Raw genomic sequence first — 25544 nt, 5'->3', positions numbered from 1 at the left:
TTAGACACTTTGAAAAAGAAACGTGTTTTTAATACAATCATACGGGGGATAATGATTGTGTTATGCTCTATAATCTGTATCCAAAAGTCATATACTCAATGTGCTGGTGCTGATAACTCGGTAATAATTTGCAATAAAGAACAGGATGTTAATTACCAAACCTATTCGCTTTTTAATCAGCTATCTGGAGCTCCAACAGCAGGAGGAACTTGGACTAGTGAAAACCCTATAAATAATTTTGCATTAAATAACGCTACGGGGGTTGTAAACTTATGGAGTATTAACAGGTTTGGTGAACATAGATTTACCTATACCAATCCTGATTGTGGAGAAAGTGCTACTATTACAGTATTTTTAGGTGGATATCCTGGAGAAAATAACATCAATGGAGGTGCTAATGCTTGTAGCGGAAGTTCTAATGTAAATTTATTCACTTTTCTTGATAATAATTTAACCGATCTTGCCGCAGATTCTAATGGTACATGGACAGAACATCCTTCAACAGTTACAGGACTCTTAGATGAAGAGTTTTTTAATGCTGAAGCTGCTGGACCAGGAACCTATACTTTTATTTATGAAGTGGATGCTGTAGAAACGTGCGCAGCAGAAACAGCTACGGTAGTTTTAGAAGTTCATAGAGAACCTGATGCTGGTAATGGTTCAGATTTAGTTATTTGTGATAATGATGACTTATCTGGTTTCATAAATATTGATCTATTTAATTTACTTACTGGTGAAGATGCTGATGGAATTTGGGAAGAATTGCATACTGCAGGGCAAATTGCTGATGTAACAGATTCAGAAATTAATGTCCAAGAAATATTTAACACACATGGTCCAGGGGAATATCATTTTCAATATACAGTGTTTCCAATGCATGGAGTTTGTTCTGAAGATACAGAAATTGTAAGAATTATCATTCCACAAGTATCTGGTGCTTTTAGTGTGAATAATATATGTGGAGACCAACCTTTGGTCATAAACATTAATTATGACATTTCTCAAGTATTACTGTTTTCTCATGATTTAGAGTTTGAAATACGAAGAGTAGGAACAGATGAAGTTGTGTATACAAATTCAATAAATAATGTAGAAGTAACTCCTTCTGCAGTTACACTTTCAGATACATTTACTTTAACAATACCTACAAACCCTATTACCGAAAAAGGAGAGTTTTACATTACAGCTACTGTAATTGATGATATTACAGGTCTCATATGTGATTCTTTGACTATTGATGATGATAGTTTTGTTATATATGATGTTCAACTTTCAACAAACCAATTATGTTTCGACGGAAGTGATGTTGTGGTAAACATTTCTAACTATGTAGATTCTCTTAACGCTCCTGTTAATGGTACAATTAATATTAACTACACCCTACAAGATCTCACAAATGGCGGAAGTCAAGATATCGAAAATCAAGAAATAACATTTACCAATGGTGAAGCACAATTACCTGTAGACATTTCTGGTTTTCCTAGGGATTCTAAACAGTATAACATCACGATTACTAGTCCTAACGACACTGGATTTGATTGTGTCGATTTTACTTTTGAAGCTTCCTTAGTTCCAGAAGATATACAATTAGAAATTCTAGTTGATAATAACTGTAATGCTACTGAAATAAAAGTTGGTGTAGATGCTCCTACCCTTGGAGATGGAAACTATACTATTAATTATGAAGTAAGACGTACAGATGGTACTGATGTTTTAATTGATAATACAATTGTATTTAATGGAGGAAATGCAGATTTTAATGTAGACATTGCAACATTAAGCGAAGGTGATTATGAAATCATTTTAACAAGTACACAAAATGATACGAACCCATGTAGAACACAGTTTGATTTTGAAGTAACAGATACTTTTTCTATTGGTGGAGTTCCTGATCCTCCTGTATTAGACGAAAATCAAACATTTTGTTTAGCTAACTTTTTTCCTAACGTTCCTACATTAAGTGATATTAATATTACTTCAGGAGATAATCTTACTTGGTACGATAGTGTTACTTCCACTACTCCATTAGATCCAAATACCCTTTTAGTAAATGGAACTACGTATTTTGTAACTGCTTCAAATGCTTTAAGTAATTGTGAAAGTTCAGATAGAGCTTTTGTAAATGTTAGTTTAACTACAACTGCTGATATTACATCAGGTAACACAACTCCTACTTTCTGTTCTTCTGATGCTGCAACTCTAGCAGATTTGGATGCTGTAGCTGCTACTGGAGTGGTTACTTGGTATGATGCTGCAACTGGTGGAACTAATTTAGATGCTAATACAACATTAGTAGATGGAGGCACTTATTTTGCTGTAGAAAATGTAAATGGATGTGAACACCATACAAAATTAGAATTCAATGTAACTGTTATTACACCTCCTACTCCTGAGTTTACAGGAGAAACTGGTTTATGTGCATTAGATAATTTAACGCTTGCAGATTTAGAAACTCAAATTACAAGTGTTACAGGTTTTGATTTACTTTGGTTTGATACAAACGAAGGTGGTAACGAAATAGATAATAGCGAACTTTTGGGAGAAACAACTTATTATGCTGTATATGTAGATCCAGTAACAGACTGTGAAAGTCCTAGAACTGCTATTACTATAAGTTTGTCCGATTGTGATCCCGAAGATTATGACTTCTTTATTCCTGATGGTTTTTCACCAAACAATGATGGTGTAAACGATTTATATTTCATTCCAAATATAGCGTTCTTCTATCCTGAATACGAACTGGAAATTTTTAATCGTTATGGCCAATCTCTATTTAAAGGAAATCTCAGCCGTCCTCAGTGGAATGGAACTAACGCTTCTGGAAGCGAAGTAACAAGTGGTGTGTATTTTTATATTCTTAGATATAACAAAGACAACCTTACACCGAAACAAGGAAGAATATATCTAAGTAAGTAAATCAAAAAAATTCATGAAAAAAATTTTATTCATATTCGTAAATTGCTGTATTGTACTGAGTAGTTATGCACAACAAGATCCTCAGTATACACAGTATATGTACAACCAAAGTGTCGTAAACCCTGCTTATGCAACAAACGATTTAGGCGTTATTAACTTTGGTGTTATGCACAGAACACAATGGTCTTCTGCAATTGGAGCACCCAAAACATATAACTTTTTTGTACATGCTCCTCTAAGCAATAAAATTGAAGTTGGTGTATCTCTTGTTACCGATAATATTGGAGATGGTGTATTAAAGGAAAATAATATTTATGCAGATTTTGCTTATGTATTGCAAATTGCTGAAGGACATAAATTATCTCTAGGATTAAAAGCAGGTCTTACAAATTTTGATACAAACTTTACAGGGTTTCGTTTTCCTGATGAAGACATTACAACTGGATTTATTCCTACAGACTTAGCTTTTGAAAATCAAAATAAAATATTGCCTAATTTTGGTTTCGGAGCTTTTTATTTTACCGATAATTATTACATAGGAGCTGCGGTTCCAAACCTATTACAATCGCAACACATAGAAGAAAGAAATGGTTTGAATAGTATTGGTGGTGAAGAAATGCATTTATTTGTAAATGGTGGATATGTTTTTAAATTAAGTCAATTAGTAAAACTAAAACCAGCATTTTTAATGAAAGCTGTAAAAGGATCACCAATTGTTTTAGATACTTCCTTAAATGTATTATTCAATAATAAATTTGAAGGAGGAGTTTCTTATAGAATAAACGATTCTGTTAGTTTTATGTTTAATGTAAAAGCATTTGATTCATTAAGAATTGGATATGCGTTTGACTACACAACTACTAACTTGAGTGATTTCAATTCAGGTACTCATGAAATTATGGTACTGTTTGACTTTGATACGTTAGGACTTAAAAAAGGATATGATAAATCTCCTAGATTCTTTTAAAAAAAGCCATATGAAAAATACTATTACTTTTATATTTATTGTACTTCTATCCTTTATTGGTCAAGCTCAAAGTTCACAATTAAAAAGAGCTCATAAATATTTTGACAGAACTTTTTATGCAGAGGCTATTCCTTTGTATGAAAAAGCACTGAAAGACGAAAAAAGCTTTAAAGCAGTTAAAAACTTAGCTGATGCTTACTACTATCTAAACGATATGAAGAAAGCACATTTATACTACAAGTATTTACTAAAAAATTATAGAAAACTTGTAGATAAAAGTTATTACGAAAAGTATGCAAATACCTTAAAAGCAAAAGGAAACTATAAAAATGCCAATGCGGTTCTTGCCAATTATTATAAACGTAATGAACCTGAAAAGTTACCTGCTTTCAGAAAAGAAGTAGAATATCTTGAAAACATTGCTGCTATTGGTGAGCGTTTCGATATAAAAAATCTAGGCATTAATACTTCAGAATCTGAATTTGGAGCAATTCAAAAAGGAAATGTAATTGTTTTTGCTGCTCCAAGGAAAGAAAATACTGCCTTTGGAAAACGATTTGGATGGAATGGTCAAGCATATTTAGATTTATATCAAATTCCAGCAAATAGAATTAAAGATGGAGACAGCATTGCCACACCTTTTTCAGAAAAGTTAAATTCTAAACTACACGAATCTAATATTGTATTTACTAAAGATGGTAAAACAGCCTATTTTACTAGAAATAATTTAGTAAAAGGTAAAAGAAAAAAAGACGATAAGAAAGTAACGCACGTACAACTGTATAAAGCAGAACTTTTGAACGGGGAATGGCAAAACATTACTCCATTACCATTTAATGCAGATACATATTCAACAGAACATCCAGCATTAAGCCCAGATGAAAAAACCTTGTATTTTGCTTCAGATATGCCAAATGGATTTGGTTCTTTTGATCTTTACAAAGTACAAATTAATAACGATGGTAGTTTTGAAACACCTATTAACTTAGGTCCAGAAATAAATACCGAGAAAAAAGAGCAATTTCCTTTTGTAAGTACAGATAACAAATTATACTTCTCATCTAATGGTCATCCAGGCTTTGGTTCTTTAGACGTTTTTGTAAGTACTATTAAAAATGAAATGTTTTCAAAACCAGATAATGTTGGTTTTCCTGTAAATTCTGGTTACGACGATTTTTCTTTCAATATAAACCCAACTACAAAAGAAGGATTCTTTGCTTCTAATAGATTGGAAGGAAAGGGTGGTGATGATATCTACAAAATTGTAGAGCAAAAACCACTAAAAATCGAAGAATGTAAGCAGCTTATTTCAGGTTTAGTTACTGATGTAGATTCTGGTGCTATTTTAAATGATGTAACGGTTATTTTAGAAAATAAAAAGGGAGAAAAATTATCTAAGTTAATTACAGCAAAAGACCAGCAATTTAAGTTTACAGTAAAATGTAAAGCCACATACACTGTAAAAGCTTCAAAAGAAGGATATACAAACGCACAAAGAACATTAACTCTTAAAAAAGCACGTAATAAAAACAACGATGCTTCTATGGAATTAAGATCTTTAGCTATTATTGAAAAAGAAAAGAAGGAAGCATTAGCTTTACAATTAGCTAAAGAAGAAGCATTAAAGCGTAAACAACAAGCTAAATTAAAACTAGAAAAAGAAAAGAGAAGAAAACAAATTATTGCTGAAGAAAAAGATATTGAAAAACAAAAAGACAGAATTATCATTAAAACCGATGAAATTAACTTTGACTATAAGCTATGGTATTTACGTAGAGATAGTAAAAGAGCCATTGATAAAGTAATTGCTTTAATGAAGAAATACCCTGATATGGTTGTTGAAGTAGGAACCCATTCAGATATTCGTGGTAATGACCGCTATAATTTAGAACTTTCTAAAAAAAGAGCTACTGCAGTTCGCATGTATTTCTTAGAAAGTGGTATAGAACCAGATAGAATTTCTGCTATTGGATATGGAGAAACTAAACCTGTTATAAAATGTAAAACAGAAGAAGACTGTACAGAAGAACAGCACGAATTAAACAGAAGATGTGAGTTTGTTGTAAAACAAATCTTGTAAATACAAAACACAAACTTTATATTTAAAACATTAAAACGAGTCGTCTTGGCTCGTTTTTTGTTTTATAGCTGATAACTCAACAAAAAAGTTTGTTTACTCATTAAAAATTTAAGTTTACTTGTTTTAACTTTAGCGTATCACATTTCAGCAATATTTTTACAGAGCATTCAAATAATTTGATTGTGAATTTGCTGTTATTACTATAACAACCTCATAATATTTAAAAACTAGAAAGTGATCCTATTAAAATTCGAATCATGAAAAAAAAATCGATTATAACCTCCATATTTATGTTATTTGCTATCATATCTCAAGCTCAAAACAAATACCCAAGTCTATGGGAAAAAGTAGCAACTTATGAAAAAGATGCACTCCCAAAATCGGCTTTAAAAGTTCTTAATGAGATTTATGAAAAAGCAACAAAGGAAAATAACGCTCCTCAAATCATAAAATCGTTATTATATAAAAGCAAGTTCTCTTTAACACTAGAGGAAGATGCTCAATTAACTATTGTAAATCAATTTAAAGAACAAATAAAAAAGAGTAGTTTTCCTACTTCTAATGTTCTAGAAAACCTTCTAGCCACTATGTATTGGCAATATTTCAATCAGAATAGATGGAAATTCTACAATAGAACACAAACAACTCAAAAAGTAGATGCTGAAGATTTTAGAACTTGGGATTTACAAACACTTTTTAAAGAAGTTCATACATACTATCAAAACTCTTTAAAAAAGGCTTCTAAACTCCAAGAAATAGATATTCGTAAGTTTGAAGACATCTTAGTAATTTCTAAAGAATCTCAAAAATACCGCCCTACTCTTTACGATTTATTAGCTCAAAATGCATTGACATTTTATAGTACAAATGAAACACAAATTACCAAGCCAGCTTATCAATTTAAAATAGATAATCCTGATTTTATTTGTGAGGCTAATGCCTTTGTAAAACTAAAAATACAGACGAAAGACACACTTTCATTACAATTCAATGCCTTAAAAATCTATCAAGAATTAATTAAGTTCCACCAGAAAAAAAGGCAAATAGCTGCTTTAGTAGATGTAGATTTACAGCGTTTAGCTTTTGTAAAAGAGAATGCTACATTTCCTCAAAAAAATAAAACCTATTTAGAAACACTACTAAATTCAGAAAGTGTTTATAAAAATAATCCAGCCAGTGGTTTATATGCATTTGAAATTGCAAAAATATATAATGCACAAGCCAACACTTATGCTGAAAACAAGAAAGAAGTCTATCGATTTAAAAATAAAGAAGCTCTTGACATTTGTAAACGCATTCAACAACAATTTCCAAACAGTTTAGCTGCTAAAAAGTGTGCTGCTTTAACAGCTCAAATTCAACTTAAAAATGTTCAAATTACTACTGAACAAAACATTCCTGTAGATGCATATTCTAAAGTACTTATAAATTATAAAAACATCGATCAGTTATATTTTACTGTTTACAAAACTGATGAAGAAACAACTCAAGAAATTGAAAAATTATACGATAAAAATGCCAAAGCCAAGAAAATTGCTTCTCTACAAAAAGTAACTACTTGGGGAAGTAAACTACCTAATAAAGAAGATTATTTAAATCATACCACAGAAATTATTGTTCCTAAGCTTTCACAAGGACAGTATTTAATTGCTGCTTCAACTAAAACAGCTATTACAACAAGTGAAATTTATGGTGTTGCACATATTCAAGTAACCAATCTTGCATTGATTAATAGAAATGAAAGTGGAACTACTATTTATCAAGTAGTTAATAGAAATACAGGTAAACCTATTGCAAAAGCAACTGTTCATTTAAATAATACTGGTAATCGTTATGACAGAAAAATAGATAAAACATTTACGACCGATAAAAATGGTGAGTTTTCAATTACTTCAGACACCTATCTAAGTAATGTAAAAGCTACTGTTCGTTATAAAAATGAAACCGCTATTTTCGGTAAGTACTATTTAAGAAAAAGTTATACAAATAACGAAGTACAAAAAAAGCAAACAAGAACATTTTTATTTACAGACAGAAGTATTTACAGACCTGGGCAATTAATTTATTTTAAAGGAATTGCTTTAGAAAGTTTGAGAAATAAATCTGAAGTACTAACTGGTGAAACTGTTACTGTAGTCTTAAAAGATGTAAACTATCAGCCTGTAGCAGAGCAAACTTTTAAAACCAACGAATTTGGTTCTTTTGCTGGAAATTTCACTATTCCTAATACAGGCTTAACCGGAAACTTCACTTTAGAAGTAACACTTAGCGGAAGACGTAATTACCAATCTATTTCTGTTGAAGAATACAAACGTCCTAAATTTAAAACAAGTTTTAAACCTGTTACACAAACCTATCAATTAAACGAAATTGTAAAAATTACAGGATTTGCAACCGCTTTTGCTAGTACTAATATTACTGATGCTAAAGTAGTATATCGTGTAAACAGGCAAGTACAATATCCTCGTTGGTGCTATTGGTATTATCCATTCTTAAATTCAGATCCACAAGAAATTGTAAATGGTGAAACAATTACCAACGCAAAAGGAGAATTTGAAATTGATTTTAAAGCAATTCCAGATGAAACTGTTGCTAGAGATAAGCAACCTATTTTCAATTATGAAATAACAGCGGACGTTACCGATATTAATGGTGAAACTAGGAGTGCAACAACTATTGTAAAGGTAGGCTACCAAACGTTAATTGCTAATGTTGAAATACAAGAGCGTATTGATAAAAATGATGCTGACCAAAAAATACGCATCAAAACAAATAACCTAAATAATCAACCTGTAGCTACCTCTGGAAAACTTACTATTTACAAACTAGAAGCTCCTAAACGAGTTTTAAGAAAACGTCCATGGAGTTCTCCAGATTATCAAACTATTCCTAAAAATGAATTCGTTAAAAAATTTCCACATGATGCTTATAAAAACGAAAATGATTATCTAAATTGGGAAAAAGGTACTGTAGTTTTCTCTTCAGATTTTACTACAAAAGACGGATTAGATGAAGTACCATTAAATACTATAAAAAAATGGACTTCTGGTAAATACATTGCTGAAGTTGTTACCCAAGACAATCACAATCAAACAGTAACTGATAAGACTTATTTCTCTGTATTCTCTCCAAAAGATAAGCTACCTTCAGACAACCAACTGATTAGTATAACAGCAAATAAAGAAACATATACACCTGGAGAAACTGCTATTATTAGTGTAGCTTCTAATTCAAAAGATATTACAGTAATGTTATATGTTGAGAAGAAGAATAAACTGGTTGACTCATACTATATTCATTTAGATAAGGATAGTGAAACTATAAAAGTTCCTGTAACTAACGATGATTTTGGCGGTTTTGGAATTCGTTATCATTATGTAAACTACAATGAATTTGATACTGGTAGCATGTTAATTTCGGTTCCATATCCAAAAACCGATTTAGAAATTACTACCAAAACATTTAGAGATAAATTACAACCTGGAGCTAATGAAACTTGGAGTTTTACTGTAAAAGGACCTCAAAAAGAAAAAGTAACTGCAGAAGTATTGGCAAGCATGTACGACGCTTCTTTAGATGAGTTTAAAGAACATAACTGGAGCTTTACTCCTATTACAAAACCAACATATTATATTCGTTCTTTTACCAATGCTGAAAACAGTTTTGGAACACGTAATTTTAATATTATTGATAATTATAATAATTATGTAAGCCCTCCTAATATTCAATACGACCAATTCAACTGGTTTGGTTTTTATTTTGGTAATAATTACAATTCAGGAACTGTAAAACCAGAAGCAATGATGGTAAAAGGTGTGGCTGCTCCTAATGCAAGAAAAAGAGCAACTTCTAAAATCCAAGCCAAAGCAGATATTATATTACCTGAAGCAGCAGCTATAGAAAGTAATGGTTTTAATGATAATACTAATTTAGGTGAAGTAGCAACTATTGATGCTACAAAACCTAAAAATGAGAACAACTTAGAAAATGTTCAAATTCGTAAAAACTTACAAGAAACTGCCTTTTTCTATCCGCATTTAACCACAAATGCTAATGGTGATGTTACTTTTAATTTTACTATTCCAGAAGCATTGACCAAATGGAAATTACAGTTACTAGCACACGATAAGCAATTACAATCGGCAATTGAAACCTTAGAAACAGTTACACAAAAAGAATTAATGATTGTTCCTAATGCGCCTCGTTTTTTACGAGAAGGAGATCAAATTACCTTAAGTGCCAAGATTAGTAACCTTACAGATAAAACACTAACTGGAGTTAGTCAATTATTATTAACAGATGCTATTACAGGAAAACCAATAGATGCTGCATTACACAACAATAAAAATCAGCAATCTTTTTCTGTAGATGCTAAAGGAAATACGCAAGTTTCTTGGAACCTAAATATTCCTGCTACAGTACAAGCTGTACAATATCAAGTAATCGCAAAAGCAGGTGATTTTTCAGATGGTGAACAAAATGTATTACCTGTATTATCGAACCGAATGTTAGTTACTGAGACCTTGCCAATGTGGGTACGTTCCAACCAAACTAAAACATTTACACTAGATAAATTATTAAAGAACAACTCTAAAACACTTAAGAATCATACCTTAACATTAGAAGTAACTTCTAATCCTACTTGGTATGCTGTGCAAGCACTTCCATATTTAATGGAATATCCATACGAATGTGCAGAACAAACCTTTTCTCGTTATTATGCCAATGCCATAGGAAGTCATATTGCGAACTCTAATCCAAGAATTCAAGAAGTATTTAATCAATGGAAAACGAGTAAAGCTTTATTAAGTAACTTAGAAAAAAACCAGGAACTAAAATCTTTAATCATTCAAGAAACACCTTGGTTACGATATGCACAGTCTGAAACTGAACAAAAGAAACGTATTGCTTTGTTATTCGATTTAAACACCATGAATAATGAGCTACAGCGATCGTTTACAAAGCTACAAGACATGCAAATGGACAATGGTGGTTTCCCTTGGTTTAAAGGTGCATATCGTCCTAGTAATAACATTACAAATTATATTGCAACTGGTTTTGGACACTTACAAAAACTAGGAATTCAAAAATTAGATCCTAAAATGCAGCAAATGCTTCGTAAAGCAGTTGTCTTTTTAGATGGAGAAATTGCAAATAGCTATCAAAAATTATTAGATGAAGCAGATAAGCTAAAACAGCAAAAAGGAGCAAAAGCTGCCAACGATTTCTTAGCAAAACAACACCTAGGTTATTTCCAGCTAGAGTATTTATACATGCGTAGTTTTTATGATAACATTCCTGTTTCTGCCAAAACCCAAAAGGCTATTAACTATTATAAAGAACAATCTGTTACCTATTGGACTAAATTTAATGTATTAGGGAAAGGTTATATTGCGCTTACACAATTTAGAAATGGAAATAGTACTGTTGCAAACAAAATCCTAAATTCTCTACAAGAAAGTAGTATTAACTCAGAAGAGTTAGGAATGTATTGGAAAGCGAATAAAGCTGGATGGTATTGGCATCAAGCCCCAATAGAAACACAAGCTTTATTAATTGAAGCTTTTGCTGAAATTAAAAATGATACAAAGATTGTAGACGATTTAAAAATTTGGTTACTAAAAAACAAGCAAGTAAGTCAATGGAAAACAACCAAAGCTACTTCAGAAGCAGTATATGCATTACTATTACAAGGAAGCGAATGGTTAGCTTCTAACGAATTAGTTACTGTTACCATTGGAGGGGAAACATTAGATCCTTTACAAATAACGGAAGCCAAACTAGAAGCAGGAACGGGTTATTTTAAAACATCTTGGAAAGGAGAAGAAATCAATCCTAAAAAAGCAAAAGTAACCTTAACAAAAAAAGATAAAGGTATAGCATGGGGAGGTTTATACTGGCAGTATTTTGAAGATTTAGATAAAATTACTTCGGCAAAAACACCACTACAACTTTCTAAAAAACTATTTAAAAAAGTGAATTCAGATACTGGAAAACAATTAATTCCTGTTACTGATACTACTTTAGAAGTTGGTGATTTGGTAACTGTTCGTATCGAATTGCGTGCAGATAGAACTATGGAATTTATTCATATGAAAGATATGCGCGCCGCTGCTTTTGAACCTATTGATGTGCTTTCATCATACAAATGGCAAGACGGATTAGGATACTACCAAAGTACTAAAGATGCTGCGACTAACTTTTTCTTTAGTCGTTTACCAAAAGGAATCTATGTTTTTGAATACGATGTTCGTGTAAATAACAAAGGAGACTTTAGTAATGGAATTACAACAATTCAAAGCATGTACGCTCCAGAATTTAGTAGTCATTCTATAGGTGTACGAGTAGAAGTTAAATAAACATAAAATTCTTATTCTCGTTTATAATTTGTTGTTTCTGTAATTGGCAAATACAATCTCTGAAAATAAAACTATTCGATTATAAATGGAAATATAAAATTACATTGATCATTTTTTAAACCATTTATAAAAATATAACCTTAAGTTAAATGAAATTTTTTCATATAAAAATAAACATCTTATAAATCAAAGATTTTCTTTATATTCAAAAGTTGTAAAAAACTATGACCCAATGAATACTAATAAACCAGAAATATTTGTTAGTCATATTTCAAGTGAGAAAAAATATGCTATTTCAATTAAAGAATGGATAGATGAAACTTTATTAGGAGCAATAGATATATTCGTAAGTTCAGATAAAGGAGAAAGTATTCCATTAGGTAGTGAATGGTTAAAAAAAACAAAAAAATCTTTACAAAATTCGAGTATCATTCTAGTCATTATTTCCAATAGGAGCTTAAATACAAAATGGTTGTATTTTGAATCTGGAGCTGGTTATGTAAGAGATATCCCTGTTATTCCAATTTGTATTGGCGAGTTAAAAAAAAATGAATTACCACCGCCGTTAAACTCTCTAGAAGGAATTGAATTTCCTAATAAAGACGATGAGAAAAAGTTAATAGAAATCATCGCAGAAAGTGCAGGTTTAAAAAGCCCTAAAAAAATATATAGCAGTTTAGTCCTCCCTAAAGGAAAAATTTCAAAATTAAACAAAGAAGAAATACTAAACCCTAAAATTAATATAAATAACTTTAAAGACAATTTTAATCAATCTAAGGCATTAATAAAAATTGTATCTTTTTTTAATACAAAAAGAAAACAAACCAAGTTTACTATAACACAGATAGAAAAAACAATAAACACTAAGAATGAAAGAAATAGACGCTTTATAGTAATTATCCTAAATAATTTACTAACACAAGAATTACTAGAAAAAGTAAGAATAGAAGGTAAAACATATTGGATGTTAACAGAAAAAGGGAAATTATATTTTCAAAAAATACAATAAAAAAAGACTTATGCTATTCGACCTTAATAACGCCTGGAAGGAGACGGTTTAGCACAAGTCTTCGAGATTGAACTTGATTCAAGCTTATCAACAAATTAACTCGTTAGGATGAAATAAATTCAACCTGACATGCAGACTCTTAATCCTGATCAAATTAATTTCTTCAAGACTGGACGCATTGAAATTCTGATCGACTTTTTTTGAATTTTCCATAAATTAAAATGTTTAAAAATGAATCTTATCTCGAAGACTTACGCATTCGACATATAGCGACCTTCGCTATACCCTCACAATATACTGATAATAAAACAAATAACCAACAAAAACTTTTTTTTTATGTAATTAATTACCAACGTTTATTTTAAATAATTTTCATAGTCTATAGCTCTTATTATTTTTATACCTTAATCTATCATACCAAACAAATAATCTGGTTACTAAAATGACTACTATTCAAAAATTAGTACGTATACAACTATTTGTTATTCTCTTATTTGCTATAAATAAGTTTGCTAGACCTACAATTTTAGAAAGTAATTCTCCTGAATTCATTAAAATTGTAACACTTTCCTTACCTAATTTTTTGAGGGAATTGTTGGTGTTATAACACTCACATTTATTGGTTTATGGCTACAACATAGGTCTAAGAATAAAATAAAAAGAAACATTGTATATATCTTAGCAACTATAACTGCTAGTATTTATGTAATAACACAAGAATTCAAGATTCATAACTTAGGAGGAAATAATGTATTTGATATGTATGATGTTATTTTTTCTGTTATTGGTTTATGTGTAGGATATTTGATTGTTGTATATGTGCAACCAGAAATCAATATATAAATAATTGTAATTTAGCCGACAACAATTCAAAAATTGCATTCGATTGAAAACAAATACAGTTAATAGTAATATTATTGGTATTCTCAGGCAAAATGATGATTTTAATGACTGGTGGGAAAGTAATTTAATAATAATACCTTTTTTTAATAATCAAGAAATAAAGATCACTTTTATGGATTTTGTACCTGAAAATGATCCTGAATTTATAAAAGATGCTGATACTGCGCTTCAATTATTCTTAACTAAATCTGAAAGTGATAAGTTCGATATTTCAAAACTCGTCTATAAAAATTGTATGGATTTTTTAAATGCTGTAGTATATGACGAAGATGATCAAGCACTCTGGGATATTAAAAACCCAAATGATATATGGAACTTTGTTCAACCTACACATATATTTGTAACTAGAAGAGATTATGAAGACCAAAGTATTTATATAAATATTAATTGTGAATGTGATTGGGAGCAAGAACATGGTTTGCAATTAGTTTTTAAACAAGGAAAACATATCACACGAGTTAGTTCAATTGATGGCCATTTAACTAATGCTGATGCATATGGAATTCCAGATGAAGAAGATTACTTACTAAAACAATTCGAAAGAATAGAAAGATACAAACGACCTAAATGGTGGCAATTTTGGAAATAAAAAACACTTAGAAAAAGAAAATAATGTTTATACCTATACTAAAAAGTAAACCCAACGAAGATATTTCTATACTTATAAAAGCGAACAATCATGCTTTTAATTATATATGTGAATGTGGTGATGCTTCAGATTTGACAGTAAAAGATTGTCAGCAAACCAATGCGATTTTTATCAGTCATGCACATATTGACCATATTATTAATTTCGATTTTATCTTACGACATCAAATTGGCATTCAAAGGAGAGTTATTATTTGTGGTCCAAAAGGAATTACTCAAAAAATACAATCGAAAATTCTAGGCTATGAGTGGAATTTAATTGCTTCTGATGCCATTACCTATGAAATTCGAGAAATTCATGAAAATGGAAACATTACTCGATCTGAAATTCAGCCACTAACATGGGAAATAAAACCATTAGAAAATAATAGCTCCCCAATAGTTTACAGTAATGAAATTTTCGATGTTTATTATACTATACTAGATCATAAAACAGCTTCTATAGCCTATTTATTTAAAGAAAAAGATAGTATTAAAATTGATCTTTCAAACTCTAATCATACACCAGGAAGTTGGATTAGAGAGTTGAAAGAAGCTTATGAACATAAAAAATCTGAACGTATCATTCAAATTAAAGACACACAATACAAAGCATCAGAGCTCTTTAATTTACTTTCTATAAAACAAGGAGATAGTGTAGGTATCATTATGGATCATAAAGCAAATGAAGAAAATCATGAAAAAATAAAAACACTTTTTTCAAAGTGTAACAACGTGTTTATTGAAAGTTTTTATAAGGAAGAAGATAAAGAATTAGCAGATTTGAATTATCATAGTTATTCGAAGGCATCTGGAGAAATAATGAAAACCTGTAAAGTACCAAACGCTATTCCTGTACATTTCTCAAGAAAATATAACACCGAGGAAATTGAGCGATTAACTACTGAGTTTTTTGAGAGTTACAACAACTAATACTTTTTAATTACTAGACTGATATTTAATCAATTGTAAAAACTCCTCATCAGTTAAACTACCTTGGTCGTTTAAATTGGAAATAGAATCAGACAATTCTGAGGAAAGTTCCTGGTTTTCAAATATTTTGAATTTCAATTTTTTCAACAATAACATATGCGTTACCATAACTAAAGGGGCTTAAAACATTTACACACCTTAAAATTAATTGAATTCATAGATAATAACTGCTCATTATAGATGAATGAGCCTAAAATGTCGTTAACTATACTTTTAGGCATGTTAAAGTATCATATTTACTTTCATTTTAACATTCCATAAAGGTATAATTCATTTCAACTCCTAGAAAACGCCCGAAAAATAACCAATTAAGATAGTTCAGTATCAAAAATTAATTTGAAAAGATTACTTCTTTATAATTTTTCATTTTTAATAACACTACCAACGGAACCAAACCATGTGGCAATCTATAAATTACTTCATATAAATATTGATGCAATGATTGTAATGGAAAATCAATATAAAAGTTAGCAAAAATACGTGCTAAAGCCGTTAATAGCCCCCAAATAATAGCATATATCAACGCATAGCGATCTGCTCTTGGAACAAACAATAAAATAGCCAGTATAAAATCTAGAATACCTGCAATGTATAAGAAGGTTATTGCAAACGATTCTGTACAACCTAAAATTCCAATAACCATATCTACAAACTTTCCCGGTACTGGATATGCTCCAAAAGCATACAAACCATGAGAGAAAAAAGTTATTGCAATTAATATTTTTAATACCAATACTAATCTTTGTTTACTAAAATTCTCTCGTAAACTATACAGAAAAACAAAAGGTGTCCCAAACTGAATACTATGCTCAAAAAACTGTGCAACATGATAAAACTTTTCTTTTGTTAGCAGAAAAGCTAGAAAAATTAGGCTAACTCCTCCCAAATAAATTGGTGTTTTCAATAACCATTTATTCTTTTCATTTATAAATAAAGTAATTATTGCTGCTAACAGATATAACACTCCATTTCCTATGATAACTCCTTGAATAAATGCATCCGTTTTAGGACTTGTTACATAAGATGTCCAAGAAGTATGAAACCAACCTTCTACAATTGGCTGTAATAATGCTTCATCCCAAAAGAAAGAACGATAAGGAGCATCCCAAAATAAATGCTGCCAAGCACGACCAATAAATATTAAAAACACAGTAATTCTAAGGAGGTTTATTTTTTTCATAGCTACAAAAAAATAGATCAAAAGTTAACTTACAGACTCCTAATTGTTATGTTTTTTTAAACGAATTGTTACGTGATTTAATTTTCAATTAACATTCTACACACCTGATTATCCAGCTTATAACTTTTTTACTTTCGTTACAAATACTAATCAACCAACCCCTTTTTAATCATGAAAAAAATTTATTTTTTATTATTGGGATTCGTTATTAATTTTAACGTAAATGCCAATACAGACAAGTATCGTTTAACACTTAGAGGAAATCCTTCAACTTCTATTGTTATTGGATGGAACCAAATTTCTGGTAGTAATCCTCGTGTATACTACGGAACAACAGATTATGGAACAAATTATACTAATTATCCAAACTCTGCGGCACCAAGTAGAACCTCTTCTTACAAAGGGATGAACAATAATTTTGTACGATTAACAGGTTTACAACCTAATACTTCTTATTATTTTGTTATTAGAGATAACCAAGGAACTAGTCGTCGTTTATGGTTTAAAACTGCTCCTTCAGATAATAGCAGATTATCATTTATTGCAGGAGGAGACTCTCGTAATAATAGAACTCCTCGAAGAAATGCCAATTTATTAGTATCTAAACTTAAACCACACGCTGTTTTATTTGGTGGAGATATGACCAATAGAGATACTAATAGCGAATGGCAAACTTGGTTTGATGATTGGCAATTAACAATTGATTCAGATGGTAGAATGTTTCCGATTATTGCTGCTAGAGGAAATCATGAAGGCAGTAACAACAGTATTTATAATCTTTTTGACACACCTTCTTCTAGCGTATACTATGCTATTACATTTGGTAATAATCTAGTAAGAGCCTATACATTAAATACAGAAATCTCTATTTCAGGAAATCAAACTACTTGGTTGCAAAACGATTTAAGCGCTAATGCTAATGTAATTTGGAAAACAGCTCAATATCACAGACCAATAAGACCTCATGCTCGTTTTAAAAGAGAAAACAACACACAATATAACAGTTGGGCTAACTTATTCTATAACAACAATGTAAAATTAGTTGTTGAATGTGATTCGCATATGGTTAAAACTACTTGGCCAGTAAAACCATCTACAGCTTCAGGAAGTGATGAAGGTTATGTAAGAGATGACGCAAACGGAACTGTGTATATTGGTGAAGGTTGCTGGGGAGCTCCAATTAGAAATAACGATGATGATAAAGACTGGACGCGTAACTCTGGTGCTTTTAATCAATTTAAATGGATTTTTATTGATGAAGATAAAATTGAAGCAAGAACCGTTCGTGTAGATAATGCAACTAATGTAGGATCTGTATCAAACACAAATGTGTTCCTAATTCCTTCTAATTTAGATATCTGGAATCCATCTAATGGTAGTATTGTTACCATTAATAAAAATACATCTGGTGGAGGCGATAATGGTGGTGGAAATTCAGGAAGCAATACTATTGAAGTTGCTATTGCGAACGGAAGTAACGATGTAGAAGAAAGAGAAAATGGAACTATTTATGCAAATAGTAGCGACTTAGAAATGGTATACGATAGTTATAACAGTAATGGTTTTCAAAAAATTGGTTTACGTTTTACAGGAGTAAATTTACCTAAAGATGCTACTATTACTAACGCTTATATTCAATTTACTGCTGATGAAAGCAACAGTGCTAATACAGCACTTGAAATTAGTTTACACAACAGTAGTAACTCTGCTGCATTTTCTAATAGTAATAATGTTTCTAGCAGACCTACTTTTTCATCTAAAGTTACATGGAACCCAAGTGCTTGGTCTTCCAATCAAAATGGTAGTGGTCAGCGTACTCCAGACTTAAAAAACATGGTACAAGATTTAGCTAATAAAAATGGATGGATTTCTGGAAATAGTGCGAGTTTTATTATCAAAGGAAAAGGTACTAGCTTAACGAATACTTCTGCAAAACGTGTAGCAGATTCATATGAAGGTGGAGCAAACAAAGCTCCTAAATTAATTATTACTTATACTACTGACAGCGATAATGGAGATGGTTCATCAGATATTTGCGATGGCGTTGCTCCTTGGCAAAGTGGAGTAAGTTATTCAGTAGGAAGCAAAGTGACTTATAATGGAAACCTTTTTCAAAGAACATCAAGTGGATGGGATTTCTTAGGAGTTTGCGGAACAACAGCCAACAGATTATCTAATCATTCAAAAACAGCTTATCCACCATTAATCACTGAGAGTAATTTTGATGTGTATCCGAATCCATTTATAAATCAGATAAATATTACAATTCAAAACGACTATTTTAATAAACCATTGTTTTTGCAACTTTTTGATACAAATGGTAAGCAAGTATATAAAGAAACGTTTCGTGTAAATGGTCCTAGTGGAAAAATAATTTCTCCAAATATAAATGCTTCGGGCATCTATATTTTATCTGTAAAACAAGGAGATCGATTGATAAAAACTCAAAGAATTATTAAGAAATAAACAAAGAATATATGTTGATTTTAAACCGCTTATTTTTCATTAGTAAGCGGTTTTTTTATTAAGATAGACTCGTTAAAAGACTTAACTTTTCAAAACGCCATCAGAAATATATTTTAGCTCATTTTTATCAAGTACAAAAATGGCTTTATTTTTTAGTTGAATCAGTCCTTTCTTTTTAAAACCAGATAATAAACGAATAGTAGTTTCTGTAGCAGTACCTATAATATTGGCGATATCTTCTCTAGTTAAATGAAGATTTAAAGCTCCATCTTCATCTGTACCAAATTCTTCAGATAAGTATAATAATGCATGTGCTAATCGTTGTTTAACCGTTTTTTGTGCCATTTCTACAATGGTGTTATTATTTGCTTTTAAGGTTAATGCCATATTCCTCAAAAAAGACATGCTAAACTCATGATTTTGTTGTAAATCTCTTACAATCTCATTCTTTGGTATAAAACAAACTTGCATTTTATTTACAGCAGTAGCTTTTAAATTCGCTACTTCATTACTAATTAAACTTCGCTCTCCTAATAAATCTCCTCTCTTCATTAAATTAATAATTTGTTCTCTACCGTTCTCACTCATTTTAGAAACTTTACATACTCCAGATTTAATACAAAAAACACCATTAATATGCTCTCCTTCGTTAAATAAAATTTCTCCTTTTTGAATTGTTTTTGAGGTTTTACAATTAGAAATACGAACCAATTCTTCCTTTGTTAATGCTTTTAAAGCATTTAACTCTCTTATTATGCATTGCTCACATTTACTCATAATAAATTCTTCTTAATACCAATACTATAAAGTTATAAAAAGTCTTTCAGTAAGTCAAAAAAGAAAAGCTGACAAAAGTCATAGTTTATCTTTTTTTTACTCATCAACTTTGCAATAGGCAAACGAGTAAATATGGGAACACAATGTTATCACTGTGGAAATCTGTGTGATGAAGAACACATTACACTTCACGATAAAGCATTTTGTTGTAATGGCTGTAAAACAGTGTACGAGATTTTCTCAGACAATGATTTAATCTGTTATTACAACCTACAAAATAGTCCAGGGGCAATTCCGCAGGAAATTGAGGGGAAGTATGATTACCTGGAAAATTCAGCTATTGCTGAAAAGCTCTTGGACTTTAATGATAATAACATTCAAATTGTAACTTTATATATTCCTCATATACATTGTAGCTCTTGTATTTGGGTGTTAGAAAACCTTCATAAATTGCGAAAAGATATTAGTCTTTCACAAGTAAACTTTCCTAAAAAAACAGTACGTATTACATTCAATAGCGAACAAATTTCTTTAAAAGAAGTTGTAGTATTATTAAGTACAATTGGATACGAACCATACATCTCTTTAGAAGATTATGAAGTTGACACAAAACAAGTAGACAGAAGCCTTATTTATAAGTTAGGATTAGCAGGGTTTGCTTTTGGAAACATCATGCTTCTCTCCTTCCCTGAATATTTTGAAGTTAATGAATTCTGGCTCGAAAAATACAAACATACTTTTCGTTGGTTAATGTTTGCTTTTTCTATTCCAGTAGTATTATATGCTTCTCAAGATTACTTTATTTCTGCATATAAAGGAATTCGATCTAGAATTTTAAATATTGATGTACCTATAGCTATAGGTGTTTTAGTTCTTTTTATCAGAAGTTCTGTAGAAATCATTTTAGATATTGGTAGTGGTTTCTTCGATAGTTTAACAGGGTTGGTTTTCTTTTTATTACTAGGAAAATTCTTTCAGCAAAAAACATACAATTACTTATCATTTGAACGCGATTATAAATCCTATTTTCCTATAGCAGTAACCAAAATTCTAGCTGATAAAACAGAAGAAAATATTCAAATTTATGATGTTAAAAAAGGAGATCGATTATTAATTCGAAATCAAGAATTAATTCCTGTCGATGGAATTTTAATTAATGGCAATGCACAAATAGATTATAGTTTTGTAACTGGTGAAGCAATACCTGTTTCAAAAACATCTGGTGATAAACTTTTTGCTGGAGGGAAACAACTTACTGGTGCTATAGAAATGGAAGTTTTAAAATCGGTTGAACAAAGCTATTTAACCCAACTATGGAGTAATGATGTTTTTGCTAAAGACAAACATTCAACGTTTAAAACATTAACAGATAGTATTAGCAAGCATTTTACGATCATTATTCTACTAATAGCAATTATTTCAACTACTCTTTGGCTATTTATAGATCCTACGAAAGCCTTGAATGTTGCTACTGCAGTATTAATTATTGCTTGTCCTTGTGCTATTGCATTAGCAGCTCCTTTTACCATGGGAAACATGCTACGCATTTTTGGAAAGAAAAAATTATATCTAAAAAACGCTACTGTTGTAGAGCAATTGGCGCAAATAAACACAATCGTATTTGACAAAACTGGAACTATTACAACTCATAAAAATAATCCTGTTACCTATCAAGGTACTCCTTTAACAATAGATGAAAAAACAGTACTAAAAAGTGCTTTACGAGTTTCTAACCATCCGTTAAGTCGAACTATTTATAATACTATTGAAGTAAATGCTATTTTACCTACTGAAAATGTAACAGAACGTATTGGAAAAGGTGTTGAAGCAACTGTAAACAAACATCAAATTAAAATTGGTGCTGCGTCTTTTGTAAAACATACCTCAGAACCTTCATCATTAGACACTTCAGTTCATATTAGTTTAGACAATAATTACAAAGGAAAATTCACTTTAAAAAACACCTATAGAACGAATGTAAAAGAGGTTTTTGAAGCATTTTCTTCATATGATTTAGCTGTGGTTTCTGGGGATAATGAAGGAGAAAAAAAATATTTACAACAACAACTTCCTAAAGATACTACCCTACTTTTCAATCATAAACCTGCAGAAAAACTAAACTACATTTCTAATTTACAAGAAAAAGGAAAAAAAGTAGCTATGATTGGAGATGGATTAAATGATGCTGGAGCTTTAGCACAAAGTGACGTTGGAATTGCAATTTCTGAAAATATTAATGTATTCTCTCCTGCTTGTGATGGTATTCTAGATGCTACTCAATTTCAGAAGTTATACCGTTTTGTAAAAGCCTCTAAACAAGCAGTACAAATTATTAAATACTGCTTTATTATATCTCTATTTTATAATATTATCGGATTGTATTTCGCAGTAACAGGGCAACTTTCACCTGTCGTTGCGGCTATTCTAATGCCGTTAAGCTCTATTAGTATAGTAGTATTTACAACAGTAAGTACTAATTTTATCGGAAGAAAACTAAACTAAAAAACATGAAACTTAATCAATATATAGATCACACATTATTAAAAGCTACAGCTACAGAAAAAGACATCATCCAATTGTGTAGCGAAGCTAAAACATACAATTTCTATGCAGTATGTGTAAATGGTTCGTATGTACCTTTAGCTAAAAAAGAATTAGAAAATAGTTCTGTTGCCATCGCTGCAGTTATTGGATTTCCTTTAGGTGCTATGAATACCCAAGCAAAAGTTTTTGAAGCTAAGCAAGCAATTGCAGATGGAGCTACTGAAATTGATATGGTTATTAATGTTGGTAATTTATTAGATGGTAAATATGATGTTGTTGAAAATGAAATTCGTTTGATTAAAAAAGCAATTGGTAACAATGTATTAAAAGTAATCTTTGAGAATTGTTATTTAACTCCTGAGCAAATTAAAACAGTAAGTCAATTGGCTGTCAATGCAGGAGCAGATTATATCAAAACATCTACAGGTTTTGGAACAGGAGGAGCTACTTTTGATGATGTGGCACTTATGAAACAAGTAGGAAAAGATCAAGTTAAGATTAAAGCTGCTGGTGGCATAAGAGATGTTGAAACAGCTCAAAAATATATAGCAATGGGGGTTGAACGATTAGGTACTTCTTCTGGAGTTGCATTAGTTACTACAGGAACTGCTAATTCAAATTCATATTAAAAATGAGTCTACACATTGAAACCAAAAAAGGAGCCATTGCCGAAACTGTATTACTTCCAGGAGATCCTATGCGAGCAAAATGGATTGCAGAAACCTTTTTAGAAAATCCAGTTTGTTATAACAATGTTCGCGGTATGTTAGGATATACAGGAACGTATAACGGTAAAAAAATTTCAGTACAAGGTACTGGTATGGGAATTCCCTCTACCTTAATTTATGCTACAGAATTAATTACTGAATATAATGTCAAGAATTTAATCCGAGTAGGCTCAGCTGGTTCTTATAGGGAAGATGTGAAAATACGAGATATTGTTATTGCTATGGCTGCTTCTACAAATTCTGGATTAAACAAAATCCGTTTTAATGGTGCTGACTATGCACCTACAGCTAGCTTCGAGTTATTTCAAAAAGCAATACACACGGCAAACAAAAAAGATATTCCTGTAAAAGCTGGAAATATTTTTAGCTCTGATGAATTTTACGCTGATGATTTTGACAGTTTTAAAAAATGGGCCGAATATGGTGTGTTATGTGTAGAAATGGAAACTGCCGGTTTATACACTGTAGCAGCAAAGCACAATGTAAACGCACTAACCATTCTTACTATTTCTGATAGTTTAGTAACCAAAGAAAAAACCTCTGCAAACGAGCGCGAACAAACATTTAAAGAAATGATTGAAATCGCTTTAGATATTGCTTAAACAGATAACATTTATAAATTATGAAATCACTTATTCAAAAATATAACATTCCTGGACCAAGATATACGAGTTATCCAACTGTCCCATATTGGGATGCTAATACATTCTCTAAAGAAAAGTGGATTCATAGTTTTAAAAAGTCTTTTCAAGAAAGCAATGAAAAAGAAGGTATTAGCTTATACATTCACTTACCATTTTGTGAAAGTTTATGTACGTTCTGCGCTTGTCATAAGCACATTACGAAACGACATGAAGTAGAAACGCCTTACATAGAAACACTTATTAAAGAATGGAACTTGTATGTAGACTTAATGACTGAAATCCCTGTGATTAAGGAAATTCATTTAGGCGGTGGAACTCCTACTTTTTTCACTGCTGAAAATCTACAATATCTCATCAATGCTATTTTCAACAACGCGACTAAACATCCTGATTTTGAATTTAGTTTTGAAGGACACCCTAATAACACAACCAAAAAACAATTACAAACCTTATTCGATTTAGGTTTTACTAGAGTTAGCTTTGGTATTCAAGACTATAATGCAAAAGTTCAAAAAGCAATTCATAGAGAACAGTCTTTTGAAAATGTAGCCAATGTTACGAATTGGGCTCGTGAGATTGGATATACTTCTATTAGTCATGATTTAATTTTTGGGTTGCCTTTTCAAACTCAAGAGAGCATTACCAATACCATTCGTAAAACTAAAGAACTCCTTCCCGACCGTATTTCTTTTTACAGCTATGCACACGTGCCGTGGGTAAAAGGAGTTGGACAACGTGGATTTAAAGAAGAAGATTTACCTAAAAATGAAGAAAAAAGAGTTTTATATGAACTAGGTAAACAACTACTTTCTGAAATAGGTTATGTAGAAATTGGTATGGATCATTTTGCATTGCCATCAGATAGCTTATACAAAGCAACTGAAACTCAAACATTGCATAGAAATTTTATGGGATACACTTCCAATAAAACGCAACTAATGATTGGGTTAGGAATGTCTGCCATTAGCGATTCTTGGTACGGTTTTGCTCAAAATGTAAAAACTGTAAAAGAATATCAAACTCTTGTAAATAATGGTGAAATACCAGTATTTAGAGGACACATTTTAACAGAAGAGGATTTAGTTATTCGACAACATGTACTCAACATTATGTGTCACTTTAAAACTTCTTGGAAACAAGAAAAAAATACTTTTAAAGAACTCGATCATTCCTTAGAATTATTGAAAGAAATTGAGATCGACAATTTACTTACTATTAACAATTCAGAACTACACGTAAAAAAGGATGCACGTCCTTTTGTTAGAAATATTTGTATGGCTTTTGACGTTCGACTACAACGTAAAAAACCACAGACAAAATTGTTCTCCATGACTATTTAAATTAATAGGAA

General features: G+C 30.9%; 15 protein-coding genes. 12 read left to right on the top strand and 3 right to left on the bottom strand.

The genetic code is table 11. The features are described from left to right. Positions 1-51: 51 nt before the first annotated feature. The 7 genes from ACKTTC_RS20360 to ACKTTC_RS20330 all read left to right on the top strand — a co-directional run bounded on the left by ACKTTC_RS20360 (position 52) and on the right by ACKTTC_RS20330 (position 15794). On the top strand, positions 52-2916 hold the full coding sequence (locus tag ACKTTC_RS20360; protein WP_408041713.1) for a gliding motility-associated C-terminal domain-containing protein: 2865 nt from the start codon (positions 52-54) through the stop codon (positions 2914-2916). Between the two features lie 13 nt (positions 2917-2929). Beyond that, on the top strand, positions 2930-3883 hold the full coding sequence (locus tag ACKTTC_RS20355; RefSeq protein ID WP_408041712.1) for a PorP/SprF family type IX secretion system membrane protein: 954 nt from the start codon (positions 2930-2932) through the stop codon (positions 3881-3883). 10 nt (positions 3884-3893) lie between these two features. Further along, positions 3894-5963: an OmpA family protein gene (locus tag ACKTTC_RS20350; protein WP_408041711.1), complete on the top strand. Its 2070-nt coding sequence runs from the start codon at positions 3894-3896 to the stop codon at positions 5961-5963. Between the two features lie 257 nt (positions 5964-6220). Continuing rightward, positions 6221-12322 (top strand): alpha-2-macroglobulin family protein, encoded by a 6102-nt coding sequence (locus tag ACKTTC_RS20345; RefSeq protein ID WP_408041710.1) that lies wholly within the window; start codon positions 6221-6223, stop codon positions 12320-12322. Between the two features lie 232 nt (positions 12323-12554). After that, positions 12555-13331 (top strand): toll/interleukin-1 receptor domain-containing protein, encoded by a 777-nt coding sequence (locus tag ACKTTC_RS20340; RefSeq protein WP_408041709.1) that lies wholly within the window; start codon positions 12555-12557, stop codon positions 13329-13331. A gap of 886 nt (positions 13332-14217) precedes the next feature. Continuing rightward, positions 14218-14823 carry a DUF6985 domain-containing protein gene (locus ACKTTC_RS20335; protein WP_408041708.1) on the top strand — a complete coding sequence of 202 codons (606 nt, stop codon included), beginning with the start codon at positions 14218-14220 and terminating at the stop codon, positions 14821-14823. A gap of 23 nt (positions 14824-14846) precedes the next feature. Continuing rightward, the gene (locus ACKTTC_RS20330) at positions 14847-15794 is read left to right on the top strand and encodes an MBL fold metallo-hydrolase (RefSeq protein WP_408041707.1); all 948 of its coding nucleotides are present in this window, start codon (positions 14847-14849) and stop codon (positions 15792-15794) included. 6 nt (positions 15795-15800) lie between these two features. On the opposite strand, the gene ACKTTC_RS20325 is transcribed toward ACKTTC_RS20330, so the two are convergent. Both ACKTTC_RS20325 and ACKTTC_RS20320 read right to left on the bottom strand, forming a co-directional pair. Further along, positions 15801-15932 (bottom strand): hypothetical protein, encoded by a 132-nt coding sequence (locus ACKTTC_RS20325; protein ID WP_408041706.1) that lies wholly within the window; start codon positions 15930-15932, stop codon positions 15801-15803. Between the two features lie 253 nt (positions 15933-16185). Beyond that, positions 16186-17034: a DoxX-like family protein gene (locus ACKTTC_RS20320; RefSeq protein WP_408041705.1), complete on the bottom strand. Its 849-nt coding sequence runs from the start codon at positions 17032-17034 to the stop codon at positions 16186-16188. 171 nt (positions 17035-17205) lie between these two features. Here ACKTTC_RS20320 and ACKTTC_RS20315 point away from each other — a divergent pair, with 171 nt between their 5' ends. After that, complete coding sequence (locus ACKTTC_RS20315) at positions 17206-19500, top strand: fibronectin type III domain-containing protein (RefSeq protein ID WP_408041704.1); 2295 nt, start codon at positions 17206-17208, stop codon at positions 19498-19500. Positions 19501-19581: 81 nt separating this feature from the next. Here the strand turns inward: ACKTTC_RS20315 and ACKTTC_RS20310 are convergent, their stop codons facing one another. Further along, the gene (locus ACKTTC_RS20310) at positions 19582-20277 is read right to left on the bottom strand and encodes a Crp/Fnr family transcriptional regulator (protein WP_408041703.1); all 696 of its coding nucleotides are present in this window, start codon (positions 20275-20277) and stop codon (positions 19582-19584) included. A gap of 132 nt (positions 20278-20409) precedes the next feature. Here ACKTTC_RS20310 and ACKTTC_RS20305 point away from each other — a divergent pair, with 132 nt between their 5' ends. The 4 genes from ACKTTC_RS20305 to hemN are packed head-to-tail and all read left to right on the top strand — an operon-like array spanning position 20410 to position 25533. Beyond that, positions 20410-22779, top strand: coding sequence for a heavy metal translocating P-type ATPase (locus ACKTTC_RS20305; protein WP_408041702.1), 2370 nt, complete (start codon positions 20410-20412; stop codon positions 22777-22779). 5 nt (positions 22780-22784) lie between these two features. Continuing rightward, positions 22785-23450 (top strand): deoxyribose-phosphate aldolase, encoded by a 666-nt coding sequence (gene deoC, locus ACKTTC_RS20300; RefSeq protein WP_408041701.1) that lies wholly within the window; start codon positions 22785-22787, stop codon positions 23448-23450. A 2-nt stretch (positions 23451-23452) separates the two neighbouring features. After that, entirely contained in the window at positions 23453-24151 is a 699-nt protein-coding gene (gene deoD / locus ACKTTC_RS20295; RefSeq protein WP_408041700.1) for a purine-nucleoside phosphorylase, read from the top strand. Between the two features lie 20 nt (positions 24152-24171). Beyond that, positions 24172-25533, top strand: coding sequence for an oxygen-independent coproporphyrinogen III oxidase (gene hemN / locus ACKTTC_RS20290; protein WP_408041699.1), 1362 nt, complete (start codon positions 24172-24174; stop codon positions 25531-25533). Positions 25534-25544: the final 11 nt, after the last annotated feature.

The organism is Tenacibaculum amylolyticum (assembly GCF_964511145.1).
Taxonomy (GTDB): Bacteria; Bacteroidota; Bacteroidia; order Flavobacteriales; family Flavobacteriaceae; genus Polaribacter; species Polaribacter amylolyticum.
The sequence above is the reverse complement of the archived record's forward strand: the minus strand, read 5'-3'. Positions and strand labels throughout refer to the sequence as shown.